Annotated in this window: 24 protein-coding genes; all 24 read right to left on the bottom strand. The window is 49.0% G+C overall.

The genetic code is table 11. The annotated features are described in order from the left end of the window. Positions 1-21: 21 nt before the first annotated feature. Positions 22-2,073: an alpha-glucosidase gene (locus ACXAJH_RS10945; RefSeq protein WP_474993944.1), complete on the bottom strand. Its 2,052-nt coding sequence runs from the start codon at positions 2,071-2,073 to the stop codon at positions 22-24. A gap of 12 nt (positions 2,074-2,085) precedes the next feature. After that, a complete protein-coding gene (locus ACXAJH_RS10940) occupies positions 2,086-3,843 on the bottom strand; it encodes a solute:sodium symporter family transporter (RefSeq protein ID WP_474989850.1) in 1,758 nt (585 codons plus the stop codon). Beyond that, positions 3,840-4,526 (bottom strand): DUF4867 family protein, encoded by a 687-nt coding sequence (locus ACXAJH_RS10935; protein WP_474969520.1) that lies wholly within the window; start codon positions 4,524-4,526, stop codon positions 3,840-3,842. The genes ACXAJH_RS10940 and ACXAJH_RS10935 overlap by 4 nt, the downstream gene beginning before the upstream one ends. 387 nt (positions 4,527-4,913) lie before the next feature. Then, on the bottom strand, positions 4,914-6,122 hold the full coding sequence (locus ACXAJH_RS10930; protein WP_474969521.1) for an MFS transporter: 1,209 nt from the start codon (positions 6,120-6,122) through the stop codon (positions 4,914-4,916). Next, positions 6,109-6,546: a MarR family winged helix-turn-helix transcriptional regulator gene (locus ACXAJH_RS10925; RefSeq protein ID WP_474969522.1), complete on the bottom strand. Its 438-nt coding sequence runs from the start codon at positions 6,544-6,546 to the stop codon at positions 6,109-6,111. Before ACXAJH_RS10925 ends, ACXAJH_RS10930 begins: the two co-directional genes overlap by 14 nt. Before the next feature lie 317 nt (positions 6,547-6,863). Further along, positions 6,864-7,643, bottom strand: coding sequence for an enoyl-CoA hydratase/isomerase family protein (locus tag ACXAJH_RS10920; RefSeq protein ID WP_474970996.1), 780 nt, complete (start codon positions 7,641-7,643; stop codon positions 6,864-6,866). A gap of 29 nt (positions 7,644-7,672) precedes the next feature. Continuing rightward, positions 7,673-8,857 (bottom strand): thiolase family protein, encoded by a 1,185-nt coding sequence (locus tag ACXAJH_RS10915; RefSeq protein ID WP_474993942.1) that lies wholly within the window; start codon positions 8,855-8,857, stop codon positions 7,673-7,675. A gap of 16 nt (positions 8,858-8,873) precedes the next feature. Next, entirely contained in the window at positions 8,874-10,025 is a 1,152-nt protein-coding gene (locus ACXAJH_RS10910; RefSeq protein ID WP_474993940.1) for an acyl-CoA dehydrogenase family protein, read from the bottom strand. A 76-nt stretch (positions 10,026-10,101) separates the two neighbouring features. Continuing rightward, positions 10,102-11,325 (bottom strand): ABC transporter substrate-binding protein, encoded by a 1,224-nt coding sequence (locus tag ACXAJH_RS10905; protein ID WP_474970993.1) that lies wholly within the window; start codon positions 11,323-11,325, stop codon positions 10,102-10,104. A gap of 60 nt (positions 11,326-11,385) precedes the next feature. Next, positions 11,386-12,093, bottom strand: a complete 708-nt coding sequence (locus ACXAJH_RS10900) for an ABC transporter ATP-binding protein (RefSeq protein WP_474969526.1) — start codon at positions 12,091-12,093, stop codon at positions 11,386-11,388. Beyond that, positions 12,086-12,850, bottom strand: a complete 765-nt coding sequence (locus tag ACXAJH_RS10895) for an ABC transporter ATP-binding protein (RefSeq protein WP_474969527.1) — start codon at positions 12,848-12,850, stop codon at positions 12,086-12,088. Before ACXAJH_RS10895 ends, ACXAJH_RS10900 begins: the two co-directional genes overlap by 8 nt. 2 nt (positions 12,851-12,852) lie before the next feature. Further along, complete coding sequence (locus ACXAJH_RS10890) at positions 12,853-13,875, bottom strand: branched-chain amino acid ABC transporter permease (protein ID WP_474969528.1); 1,023 nt, start codon at positions 13,873-13,875, stop codon at positions 12,853-12,855. Next, positions 13,876-14,739 (bottom strand): branched-chain amino acid ABC transporter permease, encoded by an 864-nt coding sequence (locus ACXAJH_RS10885; protein ID WP_206933365.1) that lies wholly within the window; start codon positions 14,737-14,739, stop codon positions 13,876-13,878. A 64-nt stretch (positions 14,740-14,803) separates the two neighbouring features. Continuing rightward, positions 14,804-16,483 carry a long-chain fatty acid--CoA ligase gene (locus ACXAJH_RS10880; RefSeq protein WP_474969529.1) on the bottom strand — a complete coding sequence of 560 codons (1,680 nt, stop codon included), beginning with the start codon at positions 16,481-16,483 and terminating at the stop codon, positions 14,804-14,806. Between the two features lie 46 nt (positions 16,484-16,529). Beyond that, on the bottom strand, positions 16,530-17,291 hold the full coding sequence (locus ACXAJH_RS10875; RefSeq protein WP_474969530.1) for an SDR family NAD(P)-dependent oxidoreductase: 762 nt from the start codon (positions 17,289-17,291) through the stop codon (positions 16,530-16,532). After that, positions 17,288-17,701: an acyl-CoA thioesterase gene (locus tag ACXAJH_RS10870; RefSeq protein ID WP_474969531.1), complete on the bottom strand. Its 414-nt coding sequence runs from the start codon at positions 17,699-17,701 to the stop codon at positions 17,288-17,290. The genes ACXAJH_RS10875 and ACXAJH_RS10870 overlap by 4 nt, the downstream gene beginning before the upstream one ends. 61 nt (positions 17,702-17,762) lie before the next feature. Continuing rightward, positions 17,763-18,332, bottom strand: coding sequence for a TetR/AcrR family transcriptional regulator (locus tag ACXAJH_RS10865; protein WP_474969532.1), 570 nt, complete (start codon positions 18,330-18,332; stop codon positions 17,763-17,765). A 68-nt stretch (positions 18,333-18,400) separates the two neighbouring features. Beyond that, entirely contained in the window at positions 18,401-19,576 is a 1,176-nt protein-coding gene (locus ACXAJH_RS10860; protein WP_474969533.1) for a thiolase family protein, read from the bottom strand. A gap of 14 nt (positions 19,577-19,590) precedes the next feature. Continuing rightward, the gene (locus ACXAJH_RS10855; protein ID WP_474969534.1) at positions 19,591-20,364 is read right to left on the bottom strand and encodes an SDR family oxidoreductase; all 774 of its coding nucleotides are present in this window, start codon (positions 20,362-20,364) and stop codon (positions 19,591-19,593) included. Further along, positions 20,351-21,583: an acyl-CoA dehydrogenase gene (locus ACXAJH_RS10850; protein WP_474993938.1), complete on the bottom strand. Its 1,233-nt coding sequence runs from the start codon at positions 21,581-21,583 to the stop codon at positions 20,351-20,353. The genes ACXAJH_RS10855 and ACXAJH_RS10850 overlap by 14 nt, the downstream gene beginning before the upstream one ends. Before the next feature lie 13 nt (positions 21,584-21,596). Continuing rightward, positions 21,597-22,016 carry a MaoC/PaaZ C-terminal domain-containing protein gene (locus ACXAJH_RS10845; RefSeq protein WP_474993936.1) on the bottom strand — a complete coding sequence of 140 codons (420 nt, stop codon included), beginning with the start codon at positions 22,014-22,016 and terminating at the stop codon, positions 21,597-21,599. Continuing rightward, positions 22,013-22,447: a MaoC family dehydratase N-terminal domain-containing protein gene (locus ACXAJH_RS10840; protein WP_474969537.1), complete on the bottom strand. Its 435-nt coding sequence runs from the start codon at positions 22,445-22,447 to the stop codon at positions 22,013-22,015. Before ACXAJH_RS10840 ends, ACXAJH_RS10845 begins: the two co-directional genes overlap by 4 nt. Positions 22,448-22,465: 18 nt before the next feature. Continuing rightward, on the bottom strand, positions 22,466-23,230 hold the full coding sequence (gene fabG / locus ACXAJH_RS10835) for a 3-oxoacyl-ACP reductase FabG (RefSeq protein ID WP_474989868.1): 765 nt from the start codon (positions 23,228-23,230) through the stop codon (positions 22,466-22,468). A gap of 15 nt (positions 23,231-23,245) precedes the next feature. Then, a complete protein-coding gene (locus tag ACXAJH_RS10830; protein WP_474993934.1) occupies positions 23,246-24,415 on the bottom strand; it encodes an acyl-CoA dehydrogenase family protein in 1,170 nt (389 codons plus the stop codon). Positions 24,416-24,596 lie beyond the last annotated feature (181 nt).

Here is a 24,596-nt window from a genome sequence, read left to right as displayed (position 1 = left end):
TTTATACAAAGGTTATTACCTTTATTTTTCGATTGTATACTCTGCCCTTATTTTCTTATAGAGATCAGCATATTCCGATCCGTTTCTATAAAATACAGGCGGCTGTCCCAGCGGCGCCTCCACTTCAACATTCCCTCCTGTAAATTCCTCTCCCGTCCATAAATGAACCCACGCCTCATCCGGGAGATACACACGCCACTGACTTACAGATTCCTCATAAACTGGAGCCACAAGGATGTCGCTCCCCAACATGTATTGGTATTGGATATCATAAGTATTTTCATCAGATTCAAACTCCATAAATAAAGGACGTTGGACAGGAATCCCTTTTTCTGCATTTTCCTTCACAATTTCTTTAAGGTAGGGAGCTAATGCGGTATGAATATCTGTCATACGTACGAAAGCATCCATCGTTTCTTCATCACGATCATACTGGTGGCTGTCTGTTGGACGGTTACCTTCATGACTTCTCATGACCGGGGTGAAAGCAGCAAGTTCAAGCCATCGCAATAGTAACTCTTTCGAGCGTTTATTCCCGTGTAAACTTGTGTACCCGCCTATGTCACTATGATGAAGACCGTTCCCCGTTAACCCCGCTGAGAGAGCTGCAGGAATCACAGAAGCAATTCCATCATCAAGATCCCAGTTAACACTTTGATCACCGGCCCACAGTAGACGGCAGTATTTTTGACTTCCTGTATAGCCCGCACGCATAAAGTAGACAATTTCATCTGTTTTACCAGCCTCATCGACAGCTTCAAAATTAACTCTGGCCCATAACGCAGGCCAGGCATTATGCATCAGCATGGCAGGCTCACCGTTGTAGAGTTTGGCATCTGTGGGAAGGTATTCTCCAAAGTCCGCCATCCATCCATCTAACCCGAAATCAATCATATAGATTTGAATGACACGTTTATACCATTCGAAAGCGTCCGGGTTGGTCAAGTCTACAATTCCACAGTCAAACTCTCCAAAATCGACTAGGTAAATGTCATCTTTTTGATTCAGCACAAAGTAGTTTTTCGCAGCAGCTTCTTGATACAGCGGTCCATCAAGAATTAAATATGGGTTGATGTAGCCCAGAAAACGAATGCCCTGCTCTTTCCATTCTTTAAGCTTTTGATCCAGACCAGGATATTCATTCGCATCCCACTGCCAGTTCCAGTTCAACCGACGTCCAAAGGAAGTGAATCGTTTCCCCTGCCAGTCCTGCGCCCATACAGCGCCCACCTTCAATCCTTTTTCCCGGGCTTCATCTATTTTTTTCTGAACAGCATCCGTTCCTCCCTGCATCCCCAGCCATATTCCATCATACGTCCATTCAGGAAGCTCCGGCTGCCTTCCAAGATGCTTCGTTAAACGAGAAACCAACTCTTTAAAATCCGCTCCTGTTTCAAACATGATGTGTTCAGGAACTTCCCACATCTGCAGCTCATGATATTGATCTTTACGGAAATCAAAATCTGCGTAAGCTGTCGTATCGACATGGCAGAAGTATTTCTTAGAGGAAAGATACGTTGGCTGCGGAAAATTCGTATGGTAATAATCGCCGCCTGCTTTGTCATGAACATCCGCAAGAAATGTCGTATACGTCTTTTTATTTCTTCCTACGCCAGGTTCTGAAGTCCATAACGGGAAGTTTTTTCCACGCAGGTTCAAATGGGACATCTGCTCCCCACATCCATAGATTTTCTCATCAGAATCAGCAGCAATACGAATCCAAAAACGGCTGTACGCCTCACGATCACCTGAAAACGTCAGTGTTAAATTTTGATCTTCGTAAAGGAAATCCACTGTTAACACTTCTGTGTCTGCAGGCGTTCGTTTAAAGTCAATTTGAAAACCATCATCTTTTTTTCGACTTATTTCGTAGGTCTTCAACCCAAACCTTTCCACAACATAATCTTCAATATGATAATTCCCTCGATACATCTCAATAGCCTCTTCCCCGCTTCCGACATATAAACATGGAGAAGCAGGGGAATGCTTGAAAATCGTTGTACCGTCCAATGTTACCTCAAAGGTTCTCCCATTAGTGTGAATGTCCAATCCTTGCTTTCGTTTAGTCTGCATAATTGGTACCTCCTATAAATTTGCTGCTTTTTTGGTTTGATTTTCTAAAACTTGATCATATTTCTTGTCCCACTTTTTCAGAGCAAATACTAAGGTTACAGTTGTCAATCCAATTAAACCGCCTGACGCTGCCCAGAACCATGACGAAACGACCGCATCCGGGTATGCCAATCCTATTGGAGAGAATGTAATGTAAACGAATACAATTAAACTTAAGAGAATAATAGCTGTAGGGATCGCGTACTTCCATGGTACCATGCTCACTTTTGGTGCATGTTTGAAAGAATACGGTTCTGAAAGAGGCCGTATATATCCCACACCCAGCATAATCCCTACTTCGATGAAGAAAAGAATAGCAGAGATATGGATAAAGTTCATGGTAATTTCAATACCGAACAACTGATTTAACCCCCATACCAGCATATAGTAGGTCACTACATGAAAGATGACAGCTATTTTTGCTCCCAGAGGGGGGACAAATTTCGATGCAATCCCTACAAGGACAATAGCAATGATTGGAATGTTGAAGAAACCAGTAAACTTACGGATGATGTCCCAAAGACCATCCGGTGCACTCATCAGCATCGGTGAAATAAAAAAGGACACCAGAGCCAGAATGGTTCCAAAATATTTACTTACACGAATCAACTGCTCATCCGATGCATCCGGTTTAAATCCTGGCTTGTAAACATCCAGAGCGAACATGGTCGCAGCTGAGTTCAACAAGGAGTTAAAGCTGGAGAAGACCGCGCCGAGCAGCACTGCAAGAAACAACCCGGAAAAAATGGTCGGCATCAAATTCGTAACCATAGTTGGATAAGCTAAATCTACCGTCTTAAATCCGGAGCCATACAAATGAAAAGCAATAACACCTGGAATCATCATTAAGATTGGAACGAGGAGCTTGTAAAAACCTGAAAACAGAACGCCTTTTTGACCTTCAGCGAGGTTTTTAGCTCCAAGAGCCCGTTGAATTACATACTGGTTTGTTCCCCAGTAAAACATATTCATGAAAATCATTCCTGTAAAAATCGCTGAAAATGGTACAGAGTCTTCCTTTCCACCAATAGCATTCAGCTTATCAGCATTATCTGTTGCCATCGTTTCAAATCCTCTAAAGAAGTTTCCATCTCCAAGGGCAAACAATCCGATAACAGGAATCATCAAACCGATCAGCAAAAGGCCGATTCCGTTTAATGTGTCAGATACAGCTACGGCTCTTAAGCCACCAAAGATAGCATAAACAGCTCCGATAATACCAATGACCCATATGACCAGCCATACCGAAGACTCAAAAGATATCCCCAGCAGGGAAGGAACATCAAACAGTTTTAAAACAGCCAGTGCACCTGAATAAAGAACAGAAGGGATCGTCACGAACGCATACCCCAGCATAAACAGAACAACGATGTATCTTCTCACCCCATCATCAAAGCGGGTACTTAAAAATTCAGGAAGCGTTGAAAATGCACCACCCAGATATTTGGGAAGTAAGACCAAAGCCATAATGATGACTGCGATGGGAGCGGTCACTTCCCAGGCCATATTTGAAAGGTTTGTACGATAGGCCTGGCCATTCAGGCCTATTAATTGTTCAGCAGACAAGTTTGTCAGCAGTAGACTCCCTGCAATAAATCCGCCTGTCAACCCTCTTCCCGCCAGAAAGTATCCGTCGGAATCATTCACCTGTCCCTTGGATTTCCGATAAGACACCCAGCCCACCAAACCCATGAACAAGACACATGTAACCAGTGTAAAAAAGAGATTCATTGCTGCTTTCCTCCCTCTCGCTCCATTGAATAATTCACAAAAACGTTAGGACCTTTTATACCAACATGCGCTCCTTCAGATACAAAACGCTGATGATCCTTATGGGATAGCAGCCACTTATTTTTCTTAAATAGAAGGAGATCCTGCTCGACAGCTGACTGATTTAGAGGGGTGTTTGTGCCTTCTGGAAGAATAACAATCGTTTTAAACCCTTCTTCAGATACTTTACAAGGAGCTAAGTGTAAGGTGGTTTGAAACAATTCGACTACATAACCCTCCGGCACATAAAACGCCCTTAAATGCTCTGTTGAAAACGTATGATCTTTTATATCATTAAAATGACCTATTAAGAGAACCATATCAGTGACAGCTATGTTGAATTCGCTTCCCTTGTGGAATTCCAACCCTCCTAAATGTGAGTTCTTACCTACACAAAAACCAATCTGGACAGGCATCCCACCATAATAAAAGTTCTCAATTTTTTCTTTAACCCCTGCTGTTTCCAACCTTAGATTAGCAGGTTCGTAGACATTTCCTTCCGCTGGAATAGAGACATCTTTCATTTTTTCTAGTAAAGGACCTTTTGGAAAATTTTCATGCACTCTTCCAAACAAGTGGAAGGACTCCTCATCAATATGGTGGATTTCCATACCTTCATTACACTTCTGAATAGTCTTTAACATATTGTTCCTCCCCGTTAAAAGATAACTACCTTTTAAAATACATAGGTACCTTTCGTTGTTATCCATTCTAATGGAAGCGCATACAGAAAAGCAAGTATAATTTTTAAAATATTTGGTAAATAAAGATGGATCAGACAAATAGAAAGGAACTTGATCAGCGTTCATAATTACGAAAAAGGCAGGATCCCCCTCAGGGACCCTGCCTTAAAATCAATTTATTTTTAAAAACATATAGACTGCTGTCAAAATCAATCCCCACAAAGGAACCGATAATAAAACCGCCCAGAGCAGCCCCTTCATAAAGTTTCCTTCCTCTTTCACCATTTGACCACCTCTTTGTCACCAGTGTAGCCAAATGAGCTGCTTTTTATAGAAAAAGCTGTCCCATCAGATTTCTTCAGCTCTCTCTTTTACCATCCGCGTTTTCTGTTGGCGTGTATAAGCATAATAAAAGATTCCGAGTACGAGAAGAACGAGAATCCCACTGATCTGATAGGTCACACGAAAGCTTGTCATGGAAACGAGCAAACCTAAAACATAGGAGCCTGCTGCGATTCCGGTGTCATACATCATGAAAAAGGTGGCCGTGGCATGGCCGCTCCGATGCTCTGGAGCAGACTGGACAGCCATTGTTTGGAAACTCGGCAGCAGTGATCCATAACCAAGGCCGATGATGGCTCCGGCGAGCAGCATTCCCCATAAGGAATCGATATACCCAAGCAGGATCAAGCCTCCTGCAAAAATAAGCAGACTCGGAAGAATGACAATACTCGGTCCTTTATTATCAAATGCCCGGCCGAGAGAAGGGCGTGAAACAATCATCACAACAGCGAAGACGACAAAGAAGTAACTGGATACGCCTCCGAGCCCCAGGGTATTCGCGTATACGGATATAAACGACACAATACTGGAATAGGAAAAAGCAACAAGGCTTGCAATCAAGGCTGTCGGCAAGGCTCTTGTTTCAAATAAATCATGGAAAGATACCTTCGCTGTTTTCTGTTCTGTCTTCGGTGCGGCTTTTTCACTTGAAGAACGGATCATCAATGAACTGATCACACCAAGCAGCATAAACACACTTAAAACGATAAACAAGGTCTCAAAAGGAGCCGCCTGGAGAATCGAAAGACCAACAAACGGTCCGACAACGACCGCCACATTCATGGACATCGCAAAATACCCAAGTCCTTCTCCACGCCTTTGTGCGGGAACGACGTCCGCTGCGATAGCTCCTGTTGCTGTCGTTACAACGGCGAAGGAAAGACCGTGAATAAACCTCAGAGCAATCAATCCTTCAAACTGAGAGACCGTCAGATAAAAGATCATCGTAAGCAAATAAAGGGAGGCTGCTGCAATAAGCCCTTTTTTCTTACCTGTCTTTTCTAAAAACTTACCGGAAAACGGCCGGATCAAAATGGCGGCCACCATAATGGCGGTGACGACAAGACCTCCCTGGGCCTCATTACCGCCAAGTTCATCGATCACGTAAATAGGGAGAGTGGTTAGCAGCGCATAAAAGGTTACAAAGACAAAGAAATGCGTGAGTGATACGCTGATAAAGTTTTTTGTCCAAATCGGCTGGTTAGTCTTCTGCATTGTCATTCCCCTCCTCTATGATCATTCTTTCCAGGAGACCACGGAGCTGCTTTTCTTCTGCTTCTGTAAGTTGAAGCAGCTGTTCATCTTCATACTTCCGAATACTTGCGGCTATTTCATCTCTTCGTTGTTCCGCCTCAGGAGAAATATGGATGATGCGCTGCCGCTTATCGGACCCCTGCTTACGGACAAGCCATCCCTTTTCTTCCAAACGGGTAATGGTCCTTGTAACCGTCGGAGCTTCCACATTCAAATACTGCCAGATTTCTTTCTGCGTCATCGGCCCCATCCTATGGAGGGTATATATGACCGCCCATTGGGACATGTACAAGTCGTATTCCTTCAGCTTTTCGTTCATCCTTTGGTTCAACCGCCGCACCTGCTGGTTTAACAGGTGGAGAATATTATGATCGGAGCGTTCCATCCTATCACCTCTTGATTATTTACTTAGGTAAGTATTTTGCATACAGACTATCTTAAAGGATGTGAGGAGTATTGTAAACCGGCAGAAAGGATGAGGAACTTAGGGTTAGAGGTAGATGGATATCCATTTTTTTGTCCATATATCAATTAGTTTTTGAATATATCAATTAAATTCGGAATATATCAGCCAAATTTGAAATATTTCGATTAAATCGGAACTATATCAACCAATCACTAAATCACCACTAATGCCTGATCCATATTTCCCGGGAAATCCTCCGGAAATCACAAAAAGGGCGGAAATCCGCCCTTTTCCTGTTATCTGCCTTCAAAAGAAGGCTTCCTTTTTTCGAGAAAAGCCCGCGCCCCTTCATTTTTGTCCTCAGAGTTGAACAGGACCGCCTGAGAGAGGCGTTCAAGCATTAGTGCGGTTTTCATATCAGTTTCCGCCCCCATATGAACTGAAAGTTTTGCGAGCTGGACGGCGAGCGGACCTTTAGCCAGAATGCTCGCACTTGTTTCCTCAACCTCTGTGCGCAGTCGTTCCGGCGTAACCACTTTCGTGACAAGCCCGATCGCCAGAGCTTCTTCTGCGGATATCCTTTTCCCTGTCAAAATCATTTCCAGAGCCTTTCCTTTGCCCACTAAACGGGTCAGGCGCTGGGTACCTCCGGCGCCCGGGATGATGGATAACGACAACTCAGGAAGACCGAAGGAAGCGTGGATGGAGGCGATACGGATGTCACAGCACATCGCCAGTTCACAGCCGCCACCGAGCGCAAAGCCATTGACCATGGCTATCGTCGGCTTTTGGTAAGCTTCGATCTTATCGTACAACTGCTGCATATCGCCGTTCTTCAATGCATCCACCGCTTCCGCTTCGGTCAGCTGCTGAATATCAGCGCCGGCGGCAAATGCTTTTTCTCCCTGTCCAGTGAAAGTGACGACGCCTACGTCATCATCTCCCTCTGCCCGGCCCAGCGCGTCCTCCATTTCATCGAGCACGGCCTGACTTAAGGCATTCCGGACCTCAGGACGATTAATAACAATATAAGCGAGACGATCTTCTTTCACATACGCTATGTTTTGATATTCCACAACACCGCTCCCTTTCTTAGATTCCTTCCTTAAGCACGTTCCAACAGCATCGCCATGCCCTGACCGCCACCCGCGCACAACGTGGCAAGTCCATATCTTTCCTTTCTCCGCTTCATTTCATGAATCAGCGTTGTCACGATCCGCGTCCCACTTGCCCCGACCGGGTGACCGAGGGCAATCGCTCCGCCATTGACGTTCACGATATCGGAATCCACTTCCAGCTCCCGGATAACGGCAAGTGCCTGAGCAGCAAAAGCTTCATTCAACTCTATCAACCTGATATCCTTCAGACTCAAGGCTGTGCGGTCCATCAGCTTTTGGACAGCGGGTACAGGACCAATTCCCATGACTTCCGGGGAGACACCGGCCACCGCCCAGTCCGTGATTTTGACAAGGGGGACACATCCCATTTCCTCTGCTTTCCGCCTCGTCATCATGACCACAGCAGCCGCTCCGTCATTGCGGCCGCAGGCATTCCCGGCTGTCACCGTCCCATTCTCCTTAAATACCGGACGTAGAGAAGCCAGCTTTTCCTTTGTCGTTTCCGGACGTAGGTGCTCATCAATCTTGATCGTTTGATTCCCTTTTCTACCTTTCACTTCATAAGGGATTACTTCGCCTGAAAAAAACCCTGCCTCCAACGCAGCAGCAGCACGCCGCTGGCTCTCAAGCGCAAATACATCCTGATCTTCTCTTGAGATGCCATAGCGTTCGGCGACATTTTCAGCGGTTATACCCATCCCGAGGTCAGGCCCATACATTTCTTTTGGCTGCTGACCGGCTTCCTTATGGGAGTCTACTAAGACAGGGTCTCCTTCCCCAAACCTTGCCTGTCTTAAATACAGGGGTGCGCGGCTCATACTCTCTGTGCCGCCGGCTACTACAATATCTGCCTGTTGAAAAGCAATCTGCTGAACACCAGAAGCGATCGCTTCCAGACCGGATGCACACAACCGATTGATCGTATATGCCGGGGATGATTCAGGAATTCCTGCTCTCAAAGAAGCCACACGGGCCACGTTCGAAGCTTCTGTCGTCTGCCGGACTTCTCCAAGAATCACTTCGCTTATATCGTCGCCCTTCAGCCCGGCCGCGGATATGGCCCCTTTGATCGCGTGAGATGCGAGATGCCCGGAAGATTCATTCCTCAGCGAACCGCCATACCGGCCGACAGGCGTCCGCACAGCACTGACGATAACGATTTCTTCGTTCATGAGCGCCCTCCTTCCATCAACGGGCATATTCCTTCCGCAGCTGCCCGGCTATGATATTTTTTTGAATCTCTGAAGTCCCTTCATAAATCCTTGTAATCCTCGCATCTCTGTAAAAGCGTTCTACCGGATAATCTGAGATATAGCCGATCCCTCCGTGCACCTGAACCGCCTTATCCGCCACGCGGTTATACACTTCCGATCCATAAAGCTTCAGCATGGCGGCTTCTTTAATGACCTTTTTTCCTTGATCCACCATCCATGCCACCCGGTACGTAAAGGAACGGAGCGCTTCGATTTCCACTGCCATTTCCGATATCATATGGGCGACCGCCTGGTGCTCGATAATCGGGACCTCGAACTGCTGCCGCTCCTCCACATACTGCATCGACATGTCGAGCAGTTTCTGACAGGAGCCCAGGTTCCTTGCAGCAAGACCTGCCCTGCCGTTGGCAAGAATCTTCAAGGCATTCAAATACCCTTCCCCTTCTTTTCCGAGCACATTTTCTTCCGGAACTTCACAATCTTCGAGAATGATTTCGGCTGATTGGGAGCCGTGCAGGCCCATTTTCGGTTCCACAGCTCCGACCTTGAAGCCGGGAAAATCCTTTTCTACAATGAACGAGGTGATCCCCTTCGCCCCTTTTTCCGGATCGGTAACGGCCATAACTGTAAACACATCCGCAACCGTCGCATTCGTAATGTAATGCTTCGTTCCGTTTAGAATATAGCGGTCGCCTTGTTTCACCGCCGTCGTCTTTAAAGCACTGGCATTGGATCCTGCTCCAGGCTCGGTCAGGGCAAAAGCGCCCAGCGTTGTCCCCGCTGCCATCCGGCGCAGATACTTGGCTTTCTGCTCCTGGGTTCCAAGCTCGACAATCCCTACGCTGCCAATGCCTGTATGTGCGCCGATCACTGTTGTATATCCGTTGTGGGTCGCTCCGATTTCCTCATACAAGGCACATTTTCCGACCATTGAAATGCCTAATCCGCCGTATTCCTCCGGGATGCTTAATCCGAACAATCCGAGGTCTCGGGACATTTTCATAATCGCTTCAGGAATATGGTCTTCCTTTTCAATGACGGCGGCAGCCGCTTCCACTTCTGACTGTACAAAAGCTCTGACACTCTTTTTCAACGCTGTCGTCTGATCGTCCAGTTGAAAGTCCATCTTTCGCCTCTCCTTCCTCCTTGAAAAAAGAAACCCGGCGATGCTGTAGGAATCACCGCCAGGTTGTCCGGTACCATCAATCGTTGACTTCAATCGTTACGATTTCACCATTTTCCACAGCAGCAATGCTTAAATCCGTAGCAAAACCGCCATCTTCCCCGATTTCTTCAATGGTGTACACTTCTTTTTCTTCCGGCAGGGCATCAAGGCCGTCCTGTATATGGTCACGGATGGCTTTCGGATCATCGACGCTGCCTGCCGCCTTCATCGCTTCCATCAAAATGTTCATCGCTACATAATGGTACCCTGCTTCAGATCCCGGCACTTCATTGTGCTCCTCTTTATATTTTTCGATAAAAGCGGGCGTTCCCGGGTATTCGGAATTGGCCAGTGGCAGAACCCCGACGGACCCTTCCAGTGATTCATACGATCCGGTAACCGCCTCCATCTCATCCAGTTTAGCCTGGTCCATAATCATAAACCCGCCTTCGAAACCAAGCTCCCGTGCCTGCTTCGCTACTTTAGCAGTCGGTTCAGATGGGCCTCCAATGAACAAAACGTCGGGATCTTCCTTCAAGGCGTTGGTCACAAGCGTGAAAAAGTCGGTATCCTTGGAAAAATCGATCGAAGAATTGTACACCACTTCTCCGCCTTGTTCTTCCCAGTAAGGTACAATCGCTTCTGTCCAGTCCTTCCCATACTGGGAGGCTGTTGGCAGGGCCGCAAGCTTCATGCCGTGGTTTTCCATCGCATAGGATGTAAATGGTTTAAGGTAACCATCATAGCTTGGAGGTACCCGTACGGTTAACTTGTTTCCTTCAGCGGTAACGGCAGGTTCACTCGTATACGCCCCAATCAAGAAGTTCTCCTGTTCATTAAATACCTGCATCGCCTTGATTCCGCCGCTGTGGGGGGAAAATACGACCGGTGTGTCGTTTTCCTGAATCAGACGTTTCGCATTCGCTGCGGTTTCATTCGGCAGATACTTGTCATCCAGCGACACGAGGTTGAACTTGTATGTCTGCTCATCAATGTCAAAGCCGCCATTATTGTTGATTTCATCAACAGCAAGCTTGAGTCCGTTTAATGTACGCTCGCCGTAATAGGCAGCGGGACCGCTCAATGGACCACTGTATCCGATACTGACGACTTCTTCTCCCTCTTCGACTTCCGGTGCTTCGGATTCAGCTTCACTGCCTCCCCCGCTTGCGGACTGGTTCGATGGGTTATCAATACAGCCAGCGAGAAGCAGAAGCAGGACGGCCAATAGGAAAACAGCTGAATCTTTGATCATTTTCATAAAAGATCCCCCTAGATATGAAATGTTTGGTGCAGACCGGACAAAAGCGGAACGCTGCCATCAGGCCCCGATATAAGCTTTCCGGACCGTATCATTTGCCAGCAGTTCTTCCGCTGTCCCTTCTACAACGACCGATCCACTTTCAAAGACATAGCCTCGGTGGGCAATCTTCAAGGCCGCAAACGCATTCTGCTCGGCAAGCAGGACCGTCGTCCCGTCTTGATTAATTTTCTGAATCACTTCGAACATCTGCTCGACAATCAGCGGAGCGAGGCCGATGGATGGCTCATCCAGCAGCAGCAGCTTCGGTTGAGCCATGAGTGCCCGCCCGATGGCAAGCATCTGCTGCTGGCCTCCGCTTAAGGAGCCGGCGGGCTGATCTTTTTTCTCCTGTAATATCGGGAACAGTTCAAAAACATCCTGCAAAGACTGATTCACCTGCTTCCGCTTCCTCCGGTGCACATAGCCTCCCATTACAAGGTTTTCCTTGACCGTCATCTGCGGAAAGAGCTTCCGGTCTTCAGCGCACTGGACTATGCCTGAACGGACGATTTTATCAGGTCCAGCCCCTTGAATCGGGCGGTCCTCGAAAAGAATGGTTCCGTCACTCGGTTTCTGCAGTCCGCTGATCGTGTTAAACGTCGAACTTTTTCCTGCACCGTTGGAACCGAGCAGAACGACGAGTTCTCCCTTTCCTACGTGAATATTGATGTTTTCTACAGCGGTAAAGGATCCATATCGTATCGACACATCGGTTAACTCAAGCACTCGCACCGCCCCCTAAGTAAGCTTCGATGACCGCTTGGTTATTCATGATTTCCTCGGCCGTCCCTTCAGCAATTTTCTCACCATAATTCAAAACCATGATTTTGTCCGCCAGCTTCATGATCATTTTCATTTTGTGCTCAATCAAGCAGACGGTAATGCCCCGCTGCACCATTTTTTCCATCAGTGAGGCCAGCCCTGCGGTTTCCCCGGGGTTGATACCTGCTGTCGGTTCATCCAGGAAGACGACTTCGGGATTAGTGGCCAGAGCAAGGGCAAAGGCCACCCGCTTCTTCTCCTCCTGGGTGATGCTTCCGGCCGGCTCGTCCATGACATGGGTGAGCTCGACGAAATCCAGCACTTCCATCGCTTTATCCCGGCATTTCTTTTCTTCAAATTTGAAACGCTTCGTGCGGAAAACGGCATCCCATAAATTTGATGACGTCCGGAGGCGGTGACCGACAATCACGTTATCGAGCACGGTGGATTCTTCAAACAAATGCGTCGTCTGAAACGTCCGGGCAACGCCAAGCCTTGCGATTCTTTCCGGCGGCCGTTTCGTAATCTCCTGTCCTTTATAAAACACCTGACCAGCGGAAGGGGTGTACGTACCACTCAGCAGATTGAAAAAGGTGGACTTTCCAGCACCGTTCGGTCCGATGATCGCATTGATCTTCCCTTTTTCAATCGTAAAATCCACGTCATTGACAGCCGTGAGACCACCAAACTGCTTCGTCAGCTTTTTTGTCTCCATCAACATGCTCATCCCTCCTTCACCTGTTTCTCCGATTCTTCTGTCTCAAAGTACTCCTGCTCTTTCTGCGGACGCCTCCGCTGAGCAGGATTCCGTTTCAAACGCCAGTCATGATAGGCTCCAACAATTCCCCGCGGATAAAAAATAATCAATAAGGTTAAGAGCGGGCCGAAGATGAGCATCCGGTAATCCTGAAGAAACTGCAGCGACTGAGACAAGGCGACAATGAGGAAGGTTCCTACGATGGGACCTGCGAGTGTTCCGATACCGCCGACCAGCAGATAGGTCAGCAGATCAAAAATAATCGTAATGTAACCAATGTCCGGACCAATGAAGCGGATGAACGAAGCATACAGAGCCCCGGCAAGGCCGGCGAAAAACGCCGAGAGGACAAAAGCCATCAGCTTATTTTTCATCGTGGATATGCCGAGCGTGCGTGCCAGGTCTTCACTGTTGCGGATCGCTATAAACGTCCGGCCGGTCAAGGAATGGACGATCCGGTACATAACCAGAATCGTGAACAGAAGAAAAGCAAAAATTAAATAGTATTGAGAAATCGGCGTCTGGAAGGATATGGGTCCGATATTGGAAGGTTCAGGGATGCCGATCAACCCGCGCACACCGCCGGTAAGGCTGTCCCATTTGTCGATGATGAGGTAGATGATGTATCCGACACAAAGCGTATAGATGGCAAAGAAGTGCTCTCTCGTTCTTAGAGCTACGAGACCGACGATCAAACCGACCGCACTAGTGATCAGGCAGGCCAGGAGGAGCGCGAACCAGTAGTTCATACCTGTCTTGACCGTCAACAATCCCAACCCGTACGCACCGACGGCAAAAAATCCAGCATGGGCCAGGGACAAATAACCGGTGTAGCCGGCCAGTAGATTCAGACCGTATACGGCAATCATCCAAATAAAGGCGAGCGTTAAAATATGCAGAAAATAAGCGTTGGGCAGAACAAAGGGAAATAGAACGCCGGCAGCGATAAACCCCATGATCCATCCTCTGTTTTTCAGAAGTGAGACCAATTAAAAGCCCTCCCTTGAAAACAATCCTTTAGGCTTGATCGACAGAATGATCACAAGCATTAAGAAGGCAATGATATCCTTGTAGTCATTCGAGATGTACGTGGCTCCAAGGCTTTCGGTAAACCCTAGAATGTACCCGCCTAAAATAGCTCCGGGTACGCTGCCCATCCCCCCAAGGATAATAATGACGAAAGCTTTCAGAATGACGAGATGCCCCATACCGGGAAACACAAGGTTGATGGGTGCGGATAAAGAAGCAGCAACAGCGGCGAGGCCCCCGGACAGCATGAACGTCAGCATGGCGACCCGGCTTGTGTTGATGCCCACTAAACTGGCCCCTTCGCGGTTCTGTGCCATAGCAATGATCGTGGAGCCTGTGTACGTCTTTTTCAAAAACAAGTAAAGCAGAATCATGACGACGACAGCTCCGATATTAATCAGGACACGCTGCGTCGTTGCGGTCATTCCGAAAAGGTTGACGACCTGACCATATGGCGTTTCCATTGTACGGTAGTCCGCTCCCCAGATCAGCTGGGCAAAGGCTTCAAGAAACAATAAAATACCGATGGCCGCAATTTTGTCATGGATCGGCGGTGCATTACGAAGGGGATGAAACACCAGTCTGTCCATTAACACTCCAAGCAGACCGACAACAAGAACCGAAACAGCCATCGCAATCCAGTAATGGATCCCCCACAAAAGCATCATCGTCAAGGTTATGTACGCACCCAGCATGTATAATGCGCCATGGGCAAAGTTCGGAATGTGAAGGATGCCGTACACAAGTGTCAGACCAAGCGCCACCAGACTGTAGACACTTCCAATCGTCAAACCATTAAACACCTGCTGAATGAAGATATCCATGGAACGTCCCCTTTACCTTCAATTTAAAAGCGGCCGGCCCCGGATTTACCGGGACCGGGTGTTATTATTCCAGTGGTCCGGTTTCTGCCTTCTGCCTTTCCTGTTCCTGAAGCTTGCGCCAGAGGATTTTCCCGCTGTTGGTCATCGGGAATGCCTCGACAAATTCCACCTTGCGTGGATACTTATAGGCAGCCATCTTTTCTTTGGCCCAGGAAATGATCGCATCTTCCGTGATCTCTCCCTCAAAGCCGTCATTCAAAATGACAAAAGCTTTGATTTCCTCTCCTTTTCTTGGATCAGGAACCCCGACGACACACGCCTGCTGGACTGCTGGATGATCGTAGAGCGCAGACTCGACTTCTGTCGGCCATACGTTGTAGCCGGAAGCGTTGATCATCCGCTTCAAACGATCGACCATGAAAAAGTAGCCCTCTTCGTCAAAGCGTCCAATATCTCCCGTTCTGAAAAAGGATTTCCCATCGATATGGATAAACGCATGCTCGTTTTCATCCTCCCGGTTGTAATAGCCGGTCATCACCTGGGGGCCATGCACGACAATTTCACCAATCTCCCCGGCGCCCATTTCCTCAAGAGTCCCGGGGTCGATGATTCTCGCATCGACATCAAAGGAAGGAATGCCGAGGCACTGCATTTTCGGCCGCTCCTGTGGATTGAAGTGGGTCTGGGCAATCGTTTCTGAAAGCCCGTATCCTTCCACAAATTCAAGACCTGTCAGCTTGTACAATTTTTCGCCAAGTGCCTTCGGAAAAGCAGCACCGCCTCCGGATATGCCATGAAGAGAAGCCATGTCCTCCGCCTGCAGTTCAGGGTTCGCCAGAAAATCCACAAGCATCGTACTGATCGTCACCCAGTGAGTACACTGCTCGCTGCTCAGCAGCTGCCGGGCGGTTTCCCTGTTCCAACGTGTCATAAGCACCATCGTGCTTCCACTGTAAATCGGCATATGCATGCTGTGGACCATACCAGTGACGTGGAACAGGGGAAGCGTCCCGAGGGAGCGGGCATCCATCGTCACGCGTGACCAGTAATAGGCACCGAGTGTATTCGCCTGGACGGTCCGGTGCGTATGCATACAGCCTTTTGGAAGTCCGGTCGTCCCTGACGTATACGGCATGACAGCGAGATCATCGACACTCGCAGCGACGTCTCTGGCAGGCACATGCAGAGCAAGAGCTTCCGACCATACGTGAACGGCCTCCTCGGTATACACTTGTTTAGCAGCCGACACTTCCGGCGGTAGCTCCACGCTGCCGGATTCCTTCACATAATCAGAGTAGGCCGCGGCTACAATGGATGACAGGGACGACGATTCCAAGAGCGGTTCGACGACATCCATCAGTTCCTGTCCAGCAAGGGCATGTTTGATGGCCCCGTCTTTCACATAAAACTCCAGTTCGTTCGTCTTCAGCATCGGATTGATCGGTACAACGACCGCTCCCGCTCGTAAAATGGCATAATACCCGATAATGAACTGCGGAGAATTCTGCATGAACAACAAGACTTTATCTCCCTTGTCCACGTCCAAATGGACCTGAAGGTATCCGGCCAGGCTGTCTACCTGTTCCTTCAATTCCCCGTAGGAAAGACCCGTTCCATAATAGCGGATCGCTTCATGGGTTGGATAGCGCTCGGCGGATATACGCAGGTTATCGTAGAGTGTCGTTTCAGGAATCGTGAGTGTCTTCGTTAACGTCGGCCAGAAATCATAATGCTTGGTCAGCATGAGATCACTCCTCTTTAATGTAAGCGTTACCAAAAATTCAGACAGACTACTTTATGAGCCAGCCTCCATCAACAAGAAGATCTGAACCTGTCATGTATGAGGCTTCATCGGACGCAGCAAAACAGATGACGCTGGCGATTTCCTCCGGCTGTCCGACTCTTCCAAGCGCTGTATTGCGATTGACAGCCTCTTCAAAGCGTTTGTTCTTCAGACCATCCGCCGTCATCGGGGTTTCAGCGAATCCCGGTGATACGGAATTGACGCGGATCCCTTTTTCAGCAAATTCAAGAGCAAGAGAACGTGTGAAATGAATCACCGCCGCTTTCGATGAGCTGTAGTGCGGGATTTTTGCTCCTGCCTTATGGCCGGACAGGGATGCCACATTGATGATGGCCCGTGCACCATCCGAACCTTCCATCATAATTTTCCCAAGCGCCTTGGAGGTCAGAAACACACTTTTGATATTCGTTTCCTGAATCCTGTCCCATTCATCAGCACCCAGTTCCATAATCGTCGCATTGCCCGATGTTCCCGCATTGTTCACAAGGATATGCAGATCCCCAAACGTTTCTTCGACGAAGGAAGCAAGTCCGGCTACTTGATTCTCGTTTTTCACATCCGCTTGGAAAACAAAGACCTCTGCCCCTTCGTTTTCCAGAATGTCAGCGGCCACCCGCTCCAGTTTTTCCTTTGTACGCCCGACAAGGACGACAGACGCTCCTTCAAGGGCAAGTTTTTTGGCTGTCTGCTCCCCGATCCCACTGCCCGCTCCTGTTACAACGGCCACTTTGTTTGTAAAACGACTCAAAGGTTCACCCCCTTTTTTACGTAATCCTCAAGCATCATCCGCCATTCCGGCGGGAGGGCTTCGCTTTTCTGCCTTTCATAATTGAAATGGACAACCACCGCTTCCGATGCAGCTACAAGCTGGTCGGTGCCTTCTACATAAACGCGGTGGGCAAATGTAAAGCTGGAAGTTCCAATTTTTGAGATCGTCGTTTCTATAAGCAGGTGCTGTCCGAAGTAGGCCTGACTGATGAAGTCACACTTCGTTGACGCGAGGATAAACCGGCCGAGCGTATCCTCCTGCTCTTGAAACAAGTCGCGAAAAAACTTCCCCCGCGCTTCCTCCAAATAGATGAAATAACTCGTGTTATTCACGTGACCGGCCATATCCGTTTCAGAAAACCTGATTCCTACCACGCTTTTATAAATCATCTCACACCATCCATTCCTACCAGTCAGTATGTGAATGTCGAAGCCTTATGAAAAAGGCTTGTCATTCCTTGGAGCTGATTCCATTCAAGATCATCGACAAGTAAATGTTCGTCAGTTCTTCGGCCGACACTTCCCGGTCCGGGTCAAACCAGTAATAGCTCCAGTTCGTCATCCCAAGAATGCCTCTTGTCACCATATTCGGATCCAGACTGCTTTGGAAATCCCCCTTTTCGATTCCTTCTTCCACCAGCTGTTGGAGGTTGACGCGGAACTGGTCCCTTTTTTCTACAATCTGTTCTAAATAATCAGGGCCGAGGTTGCGTATTTCACGGAAAAAGATCCGTGCGCTCTTTTTCCTGTACTTGATGCTGTCCAGCACCATGAAAATCATCGAACGCAGTTTGTCCTTGGAATCCTGGTTGGTGTCGTTTAAGATTTTCTGTTGGTTTCCGAGCAGGAATTCAATGAAATCCAGATGGATATCCGTCAGCAGCTCCTGTTTATTTTTAAAGTAGTAATAAAATGTTCCTTTTGTCACGCCGATCTCCTCGACGATTTCCTGAAGAGACGTTTCGGTGAAGCCTTTTTTATCAAATAAATGAATACTTGTTTGAATGATTTCCTGTTTCATAGATACCGTGTCCTTTCATGTTGGGAAGTGATTTTATTATAACATCCCCATTTTTTATGAAAGAGACCTTATTTCGAACGTTCCAGAATCATAGCGATCCCCTGCCCGCCGCCGATACAAGCCGTCACCAGCGCGTAAGAGGCTTTCTGCCGCTGCAGTTCATAAATGGCTTTCACTGCAAGGATCGCCCCGGTAGCGCCGAGCGGATGACCGTGGGCTATGGCTCCGCCGTTCACATTCACCTTATCCATATCCATGTCCAGTTCCGCCTGGCAGGCTAATACCTGGGCCGCGAACGCCTCATTGATTTCAATCACGTCCATATCTTCCAAGGATAATCCCGTTTTCTTCAGGACCTTCTTCACAGCCGGCACCGGGCCGATTCCCATCATGTTCGGATCTACACCTGCGACCGTACAGCCGAGGACTTCAGCCATAGGAGAAGCTCCCATTTCCTCCGCTTTGGCCCGCGACATGATTGTGAGAGCTGAGGCCGCATCATTCAAGCCCGAGCTGTTGGCTGCCGTTACGGACCCTTCTTTCCGAAAAGCCGGTGGAAGCTTCGCCATGCCCTCAAGCGTAGAGTTCGGACGCGGGTGCTCATCTTTATCAAATACGACCGGCTCTCCTTTTTTCACCGGAATGTGAAGGGGAACGATCTGCTCGGTAAAACGTCCGGCTTCCACAGCAGCCGCCATCCGTTCCTGACTCGCCTGGGCGAACTGATCCTGGGCCTCTCTGGAGATCTGGTAGTTTTCCGCCAGGTTTTCGGCTGTCATTCCCATCGGCGGATCCCCGATTTCCTCAGGTGAAAGCTGCGATGCTCTGAATTTCGGTGGAGCCGGATGGTAGGCACGCTCAGGCTTGTCCATCAAGTACGGCGCCCGGCTCATACTTTCCGTTCCTCCTGCGACATACACTTCTCCATGTCCCGCTTCAATGGCCTGGGCAGCCAGATGGATGGCATTCAAGCCTGATCCACACTGCCGGTCCACCGTCAGGCCGGGAAGCTCCATCGATAACCCGGACTGCAGGGCTGACAGTCTCGCAATGTTCCCGCCACCACTCAGCACGTTACCAAAAATGACATCTTCAATGCTGTCTGCCTGTACACCCGAACGCTTCACCGCTTCTTTGATGACTTCGGCCCCAAGAAAGTGGGCAGGAACAGAAGCCAGTGCTCCGCCCTGCCTGCCTATCGCTGTCCGGACGGCTGAAACGATGACAGCCTCTCGATCACTCATATTCTTCCTCCTTTTCACATCGCATGTGATCCACCATCAATGATAATCACATCCCCTGTGATATGCTTTGATGCTTTCGAACTTAGGAAAATCACCGCACCTTTCAAGTCATCTTCACTGCCGAACTTCCGGAGCGGGGTATTCTTCAAGAACGCCTCACCGCTCCGCTCCATAAGCACTTCCGACATTTTCGTCGGGAAAAATCCCGGCGCAATGGCATTGACGCGGATGCCCCTCGGCCCCCATTTCACCGCCAGATCCTTAGTAAAGGTTAAAACGGCACCCTTGCTGGAATTGTAGCCGATCGTATCCATATACTCCGGATCCGATCCTTTCATGCCTGCCACAGAAGAGATATTAATGATTGCTCCTTCTCCCTGCTTCAGCATCACACGGCCGACCGCCTGGGACATGAGAAAGGTGCCGGTCACATTCACTTGGAATACCTTCTGCCACGCACTCAGCGGCATGTCCTCGACAGGAGCGCCCCAAGTGGCTCCACTGTTGTTGACGAGAATATCGATTTTTCCGAAGTGGTCGACGGTTTTGTCTACGACGTCCTGGATGGAATCCGGGTCGGTGACATCACAAGCGAATGCAAGAGCATCCACACCGTGCTCCTTCAGCTGCTCACTCACCTCCAGGCAGGGCTCATACTTTCTGGAGCAGATGACCACATGCGCGCCTGACTCTGCCAGGCCTTGAGCCATCTGTCTGCCAAGACCGCGCCCACCACCTGTAACGACCGCTACCTGACCCGTGAGATTAAACAGCTCACTGGCGTGCATGGACCATGCTCCTTGCATAGTCTTTCGCCAGCTCATACTTGGCGATTGCCCGGCGGTGGACTTCATCAGGCCCGTCCGCCAGCCGTAACGTACGAATGTTGGCCCAGTTGGCCGCCAGTTCAAAATCTCCGCTCACACCAGCCGCTCCGAAGGCCTGGATGGCGCGGTCAATGACTTTCAACGCCATGTTCGGGGCCACCACCTTAATCATGGCGATTTCAGATTTAGCTTCCTTGTTGCCGACCGTATCCATCATGTAGGCCGCTTTTAATGTAAGCAGGCGGGCTTGTTCAATATCAATCCGGGAATCTGCAATCCATTCACGGACCACCCCTTGGTCAGCCAGCGGTTTTCCAAAAGCCTGCCTGCTTTTCACACGTTCGCACATCAGCTCGAGCGCCCGTTCTGCTGCGCCGATCGTACGCATGCAGTGATGAATCCGCCCCGGTCCAAGCCGGCCCTGGGCGATAGCAAATCCTTTACCTTCGTCCCACAGAAGGTTGGAGGCCGGTACACGGACATCCTTGAATTCAATTTCCGCGTGCCCATGTGGGGCATGATCATAGCCGAAGACGGGAAGTAAACGCTTTATCGTAACGCCTTCGGAATCCAGTGGTACAAGGATCATCGACTGCTGTTCATGCCTTGCCGCATCCGGATCGTTTTTCCCCATCACGATACTGATTTTACAGCGGGGATCACCGGCACCTGACGACCACCATTTCGTCCCATTAATGACGTATTCATCTCCGACTTTCGTGATGCTCGTCTGCACGTTTGTAGCATCGGAAGAAGCGACATCCGGCTCTGTCATTGAAAAGCAGGAACGGATTTCCCCGCGCAGCAAAGGCTCCAGCCACTGCTTTTTCTGTTCCTCTGTCCCATAGCGGACGAGTACTTCCATATTGCCTGTATCCGGTGCGGCGCAGTTGAAGACTTCCGGTGCAATGGCCGAACGCCCCATGATCTCGCACAGCGGCGCGTATTTCATGTTTGTAAGGCCGGCCCCGTATTCACTTTCGGGGAGAAATAAGTTCCACAATCCCTCTTCTTTTGCCCTCGTTTTCAATTCCTCCATGATCGGTGGAACTTCAGAAAAGCGGTCTTCCTTTTTCAACTGCTCCTCATACAAGGCTTCATTCGGGTAAACATATGTTTCCATGAACGTCGTCAGCTTTTCCTGCAGCTTTATCACTTTCTCAGAATGCTCAAAATACATCGCTCTTCCCCCTTTATGTAGCTGAAGTTTCTAAATGCTTCCTGAATACCACACTTCCACGAATCACATCTTTTTCCTGCTGGTTTCTCGCATAGACATCAAATGTAATCATGGATTCCTCGTGACTGACGACATCCGCATGCAGGGTCAGGACGTCGCCGACAAACACCATCCCCTGAAAGCGGATAGAATAATCCTGGATAAATCCATCTTCATAAAAAGGAGTGAACAGCTTGGCAAGACTTCCCATCGTCCACATCCCATGCGCAATCACGCCGGGGAGCCCGGCTTTTTCTGCTTCTTCATCAACCGTATGAATCGGATTATAATCCCCGGATGCCCCGGCATATTTGATTAAATCGAGTCTTGTTACAGCCGGAAGCGTCACCGTCTTCAGCTTATCTCCGGGCTGGACGCCGTCCATTGGGTTCATACGTTCATCCCCTTTCTGACCGCTTCCGTAATGATCACAACCTGTTCTTCTGAAAAAATGAGCCGGCCGTCGATATCTTCGCCATACCGCTTCACTTTAAGAAACCCCATCTCGCCGCTCCGTCCGCTCCGCTCATAATAATCGTCCACCTGGGCGTAACAATAAACATCTTCCCCCACATAAAGAGGCCGGCTGTAGTGATAATGCTGCTCCCCGTGAATCAATCCTTTTTCAGGGAGGTGGAGCCCTTCGATCCCCCCATATTCAAACACCCGCGGAAAGGTAGGCGGAGCAATATTTCGCTGCACCGCTTCTTCATCGATAAACAACGGATGCGGATCCCCGATGGCTTCTGCGAACTTCTTCACTGCCCCACGTTCAACGACGTTCTTTACCGGCGTCGATTTTTTTCCTACCGTTTCTTTAAACACGGACACCTCTCCTTTTTGTTACGTTCTTGGTCCACCTGCGACGTAGATGACCTGGCCGTTGACAAAAGATGACGCTTCATCCGCAAAGAAAGCTGCCGTATTTGCTATATCCTCCGGCTTTCCGCTGCGGCCGACAGGAATCTGAGCCACACTGGCCTGGACAAGCTCATCAAAAGTAATCCCGATCCGGGCAGCTGTCGCTTTCGTCATATCGGTTTCAATGAATCCGGGGGCTACCGCGTTGGCGGTCACGCCGTATTTCCCAAGCTCAATCGCCAGCGTCTTCGTAAATCCCTGCAGACCGGCTTTAGCGGTGGCATAATTCGCCTGACCGCGGTTTCCGAGCGCAGAAGTCGAAGAAATGTTCACAATCCGCCCATACTTCTGTTCCACCATGTACGATTGAACAGCCCTGGCTGCATGAAAGGACCCTTTTAAATGGACATCCATTACGGTATCCCAGTCCTCATCCGTCATTTTGTAGAGCATATTGTCACGGATGACACCGGCGTTGTTAATCAGAATATCGACCGATCCAAACCGCTCGTGGGTCTCCTTTACAGCCTTTTCGACTTCTTTGTACTGTGTCACATCCGCTTTTTGGCAGAAGACTTCAAAGCCTTCGTCACGGAATTCTGCCTCCAGTTCCTGAAGCGCTTCCTCATTGACGTCAATAACGGCCACCTTCGCTCCGTTTTCTGCGAAATGGCGGGCTATACCTTTTCCGATACCACGGCTCCCACCGGTGATAAAGGCTGTCCTGTCTTTAAATCTCTCCCTCATCGTATACCTCCTCCATCAACCAATCTTCACATGGCCTTTTAATAGATTTCTGGATATGATCAACCGTTGAATCTCGTCTGTCCCGTCATAAATCCGCCACAGCCTTGCTTCCCTGTACCACCGTTCAATCGGCAGTTCCCGCGTATAGCCCATACCGCCGTGAATCTGTAGAACACGGTCGATCACATTGTTGCCCATGTTCGCTCCGTACAGCTTCGCCATCGATGCGTAGTGCCGGTTATCCTCTCCCTGGTCCAACGTAAAGGCCGCGTTTAATACGAGCCACTTCGCTGCTTCCACCTCCACAGCGGAATCCGCAATCTGCCATTGAATCGCCTGCCGCTCCCCAATCGGCTTTCCGAAGGTTTCGCGTTCGTTCGCATAATCGATGGCCATATTCAGCAGACGCTCTGCTGCACCAACCGCGCGTGCTCCGACGATCCAGCGGGCAAACCCGATCCATTCAAGGCCGAGATCATACCCATGATCGATCTCACCAAGGATATTTTCCTCCGGAACCCGGACGTTATCAAAAATGAGAGCCGCCGGACCCCATTCGCCCATCGTATGGATGTACTCAGATTCCCAGCCCATCGAACGATCTGCAATGAAACAGGTCACCCCTTTTCGTCCATTCGATTCTTGATGAAGCTCTTTGTTGGTTACCGCAATGACCATGACAAAGTCTGCTTCATTTCCACCGGTGATGAATGTTTTCTCTCCATTGATCACCCACTCACTGCCATCCTTCACCGCTGTTGTCCGAAGGTTCCTCGTATCCGACCCGGCTCCCGGTTCTGTCATCGCAAAACAGGATTTCTTCTCTCCCTGAATCGTCGGGATTAAGTACGTTTCCTTCTGTTTCTCATTTCCGTAATAGAGAATATTGTCGGCAGAACCGCCAAACTGGAAAGGCACAAACGTTCGTGCGACTTCCATTTGAACGATGGCCAGCATCATCTGCCCTAAATCTGCGCCGCCATAGTCAGCCGGGGTATTGATCCCCCAGAATCCCGCTTCCTTCGCCTTCTGTTGAAGTTCTTCCATCTTCCCTTCCGGAAGGCTCGGCTTTCCTTCCCGTTCATTACGAAGCACATCGTTTTCCAGAGGTATTAGTTCCTTTTCCACAAATTTACGAATGGTTTTTCTTACCATTTCCTGTTCATCGGTCAAGCGTAAATGCATGTGATCAACCTCTTTCCTCACTGAGAGTCCACATACCTACCGGTGGGTATGTTACTTTTTATATTATTTTAAATTTTCTCAAAATACAACACCTTTCCGAAAATTACTGCAAAAATTATCCATACAAAGGCAGACCCCTCTCCTTCTCCACCAGGGATAAAAGCTTAGGATGACAGGGTCC

The organism is Halobacillus sp. ABD4_316 (assembly GCF_056161385.1).
This window is presented reverse-complemented; position numbering and strand designations above follow the sequence as displayed.

Excerpts from the sequence above, each read along its gene's own strand:
- ACXAJH_RS10945 (WP_474993944.1), bottom strand. The coding sequence starts at position 2,073 with ATGCAGACTAAACGAAAGCAAGGATTGGACATTCACACTAATGGGAGA.
- ACXAJH_RS10940 (WP_474989850.1), bottom strand. The coding sequence starts at position 3,843 with ATGAATCTCTTTTTTACACTGGTTACATGTGTCTTGTTCATGGGTTTG.
- ACXAJH_RS10935 (WP_474969520.1), bottom strand. The coding sequence starts at position 4,526 with ATGTTAAAGACTATTCAGAAGTGTAATGAAGGTATGGAAATCCACCAT.
- ACXAJH_RS10930 (WP_474969521.1), bottom strand. The coding sequence starts at position 6,122 with ATGCAGAAGACTAACCAGCCGATTTGGACAAAAAACTTTATCAGCGTA.
- ACXAJH_RS10925 (WP_474969522.1), bottom strand. The coding sequence starts at position 6,546 with ATGGAACGCTCCGATCATAATATTCTCCACCTGTTAAACCAGCAGGTG.
- ACXAJH_RS10915 (WP_474993942.1), bottom strand. The coding sequence starts at position 8,857 with ATGAACGAAGAAATCGTTATCGTCAGTGCTGTGCGGACGCCTGTCGGC.
- ACXAJH_RS10910 (WP_474993940.1), bottom strand. The coding sequence starts at position 10,025 with ATGGACTTTCAACTGGACGATCAGACGACAGCGTTGAAAAAGAGTGTC.
- ACXAJH_RS10905 (WP_474970993.1), bottom strand. The coding sequence starts at position 11,325 with ATGAAAATGATCAAAGATTCAGCTGTTTTCCTATTGGCCGTCCTGCTT.
- ACXAJH_RS10895 (WP_474969527.1), bottom strand. The coding sequence starts at position 12,850 with ATGTTGATGGAGACAAAAAAGCTGACGAAGCAGTTTGGTGGTCTCACG.
- ACXAJH_RS10885 (WP_206933365.1), bottom strand. The coding sequence starts at position 14,739 with ATGGATATCTTCATTCAGCAGGTGTTTAATGGTTTGACGATTGGAAGT.
- ACXAJH_RS10880 (WP_474969529.1), bottom strand. The coding sequence starts at position 16,483 with ATGCTGACCAAGCATTATGATTTCTGGCCGACGTTAACGAAGACACTC.
- ACXAJH_RS10870 (WP_474969531.1), bottom strand. The coding sequence starts at position 17,701 with ATGATTTATAAAAGCGTGGTAGGAATCAGGTTTTCTGAAACGGATATG.
- ACXAJH_RS10865 (WP_474969532.1), bottom strand. The coding sequence starts at position 18,332 with ATGAAACAGGAAATCATTCAAACAAGTATTCATTTATTTGATAAAAAA.
- ACXAJH_RS10860 (WP_474969533.1), bottom strand. The coding sequence starts at position 19,576 with ATGAGTGATCGAGAGGCTGTCATCGTTTCAGCCGTCCGGACAGCGATA.
- ACXAJH_RS10855 (WP_474969534.1), bottom strand. The coding sequence starts at position 20,364 with ATGCACGCCAGTGAGCTGTTTAATCTCACGGGTCAGGTAGCGGTCGTT.
- ACXAJH_RS10850 (WP_474993938.1), bottom strand. The coding sequence starts at position 21,583 with ATGTATTTTGAGCATTCTGAGAAAGTGATAAAGCTGCAGGAAAAGCTG.
- ACXAJH_RS10845 (WP_474993936.1), bottom strand. The coding sequence starts at position 22,016 with ATGAACCCAATGGACGGCGTCCAGCCCGGAGATAAGCTGAAGACGGTG.
- fabG (WP_474989868.1), bottom strand. The coding sequence starts at position 23,230 with ATGAGGGAGAGATTTAAAGACAGGACAGCCTTTATCACCGGTGGGAGC.
- ACXAJH_RS10830 (WP_474993934.1), bottom strand. The coding sequence starts at position 24,415 with ATGCATTTACGCTTGACCGATGAACAGGAAATGGTAAGAAAAACCATT.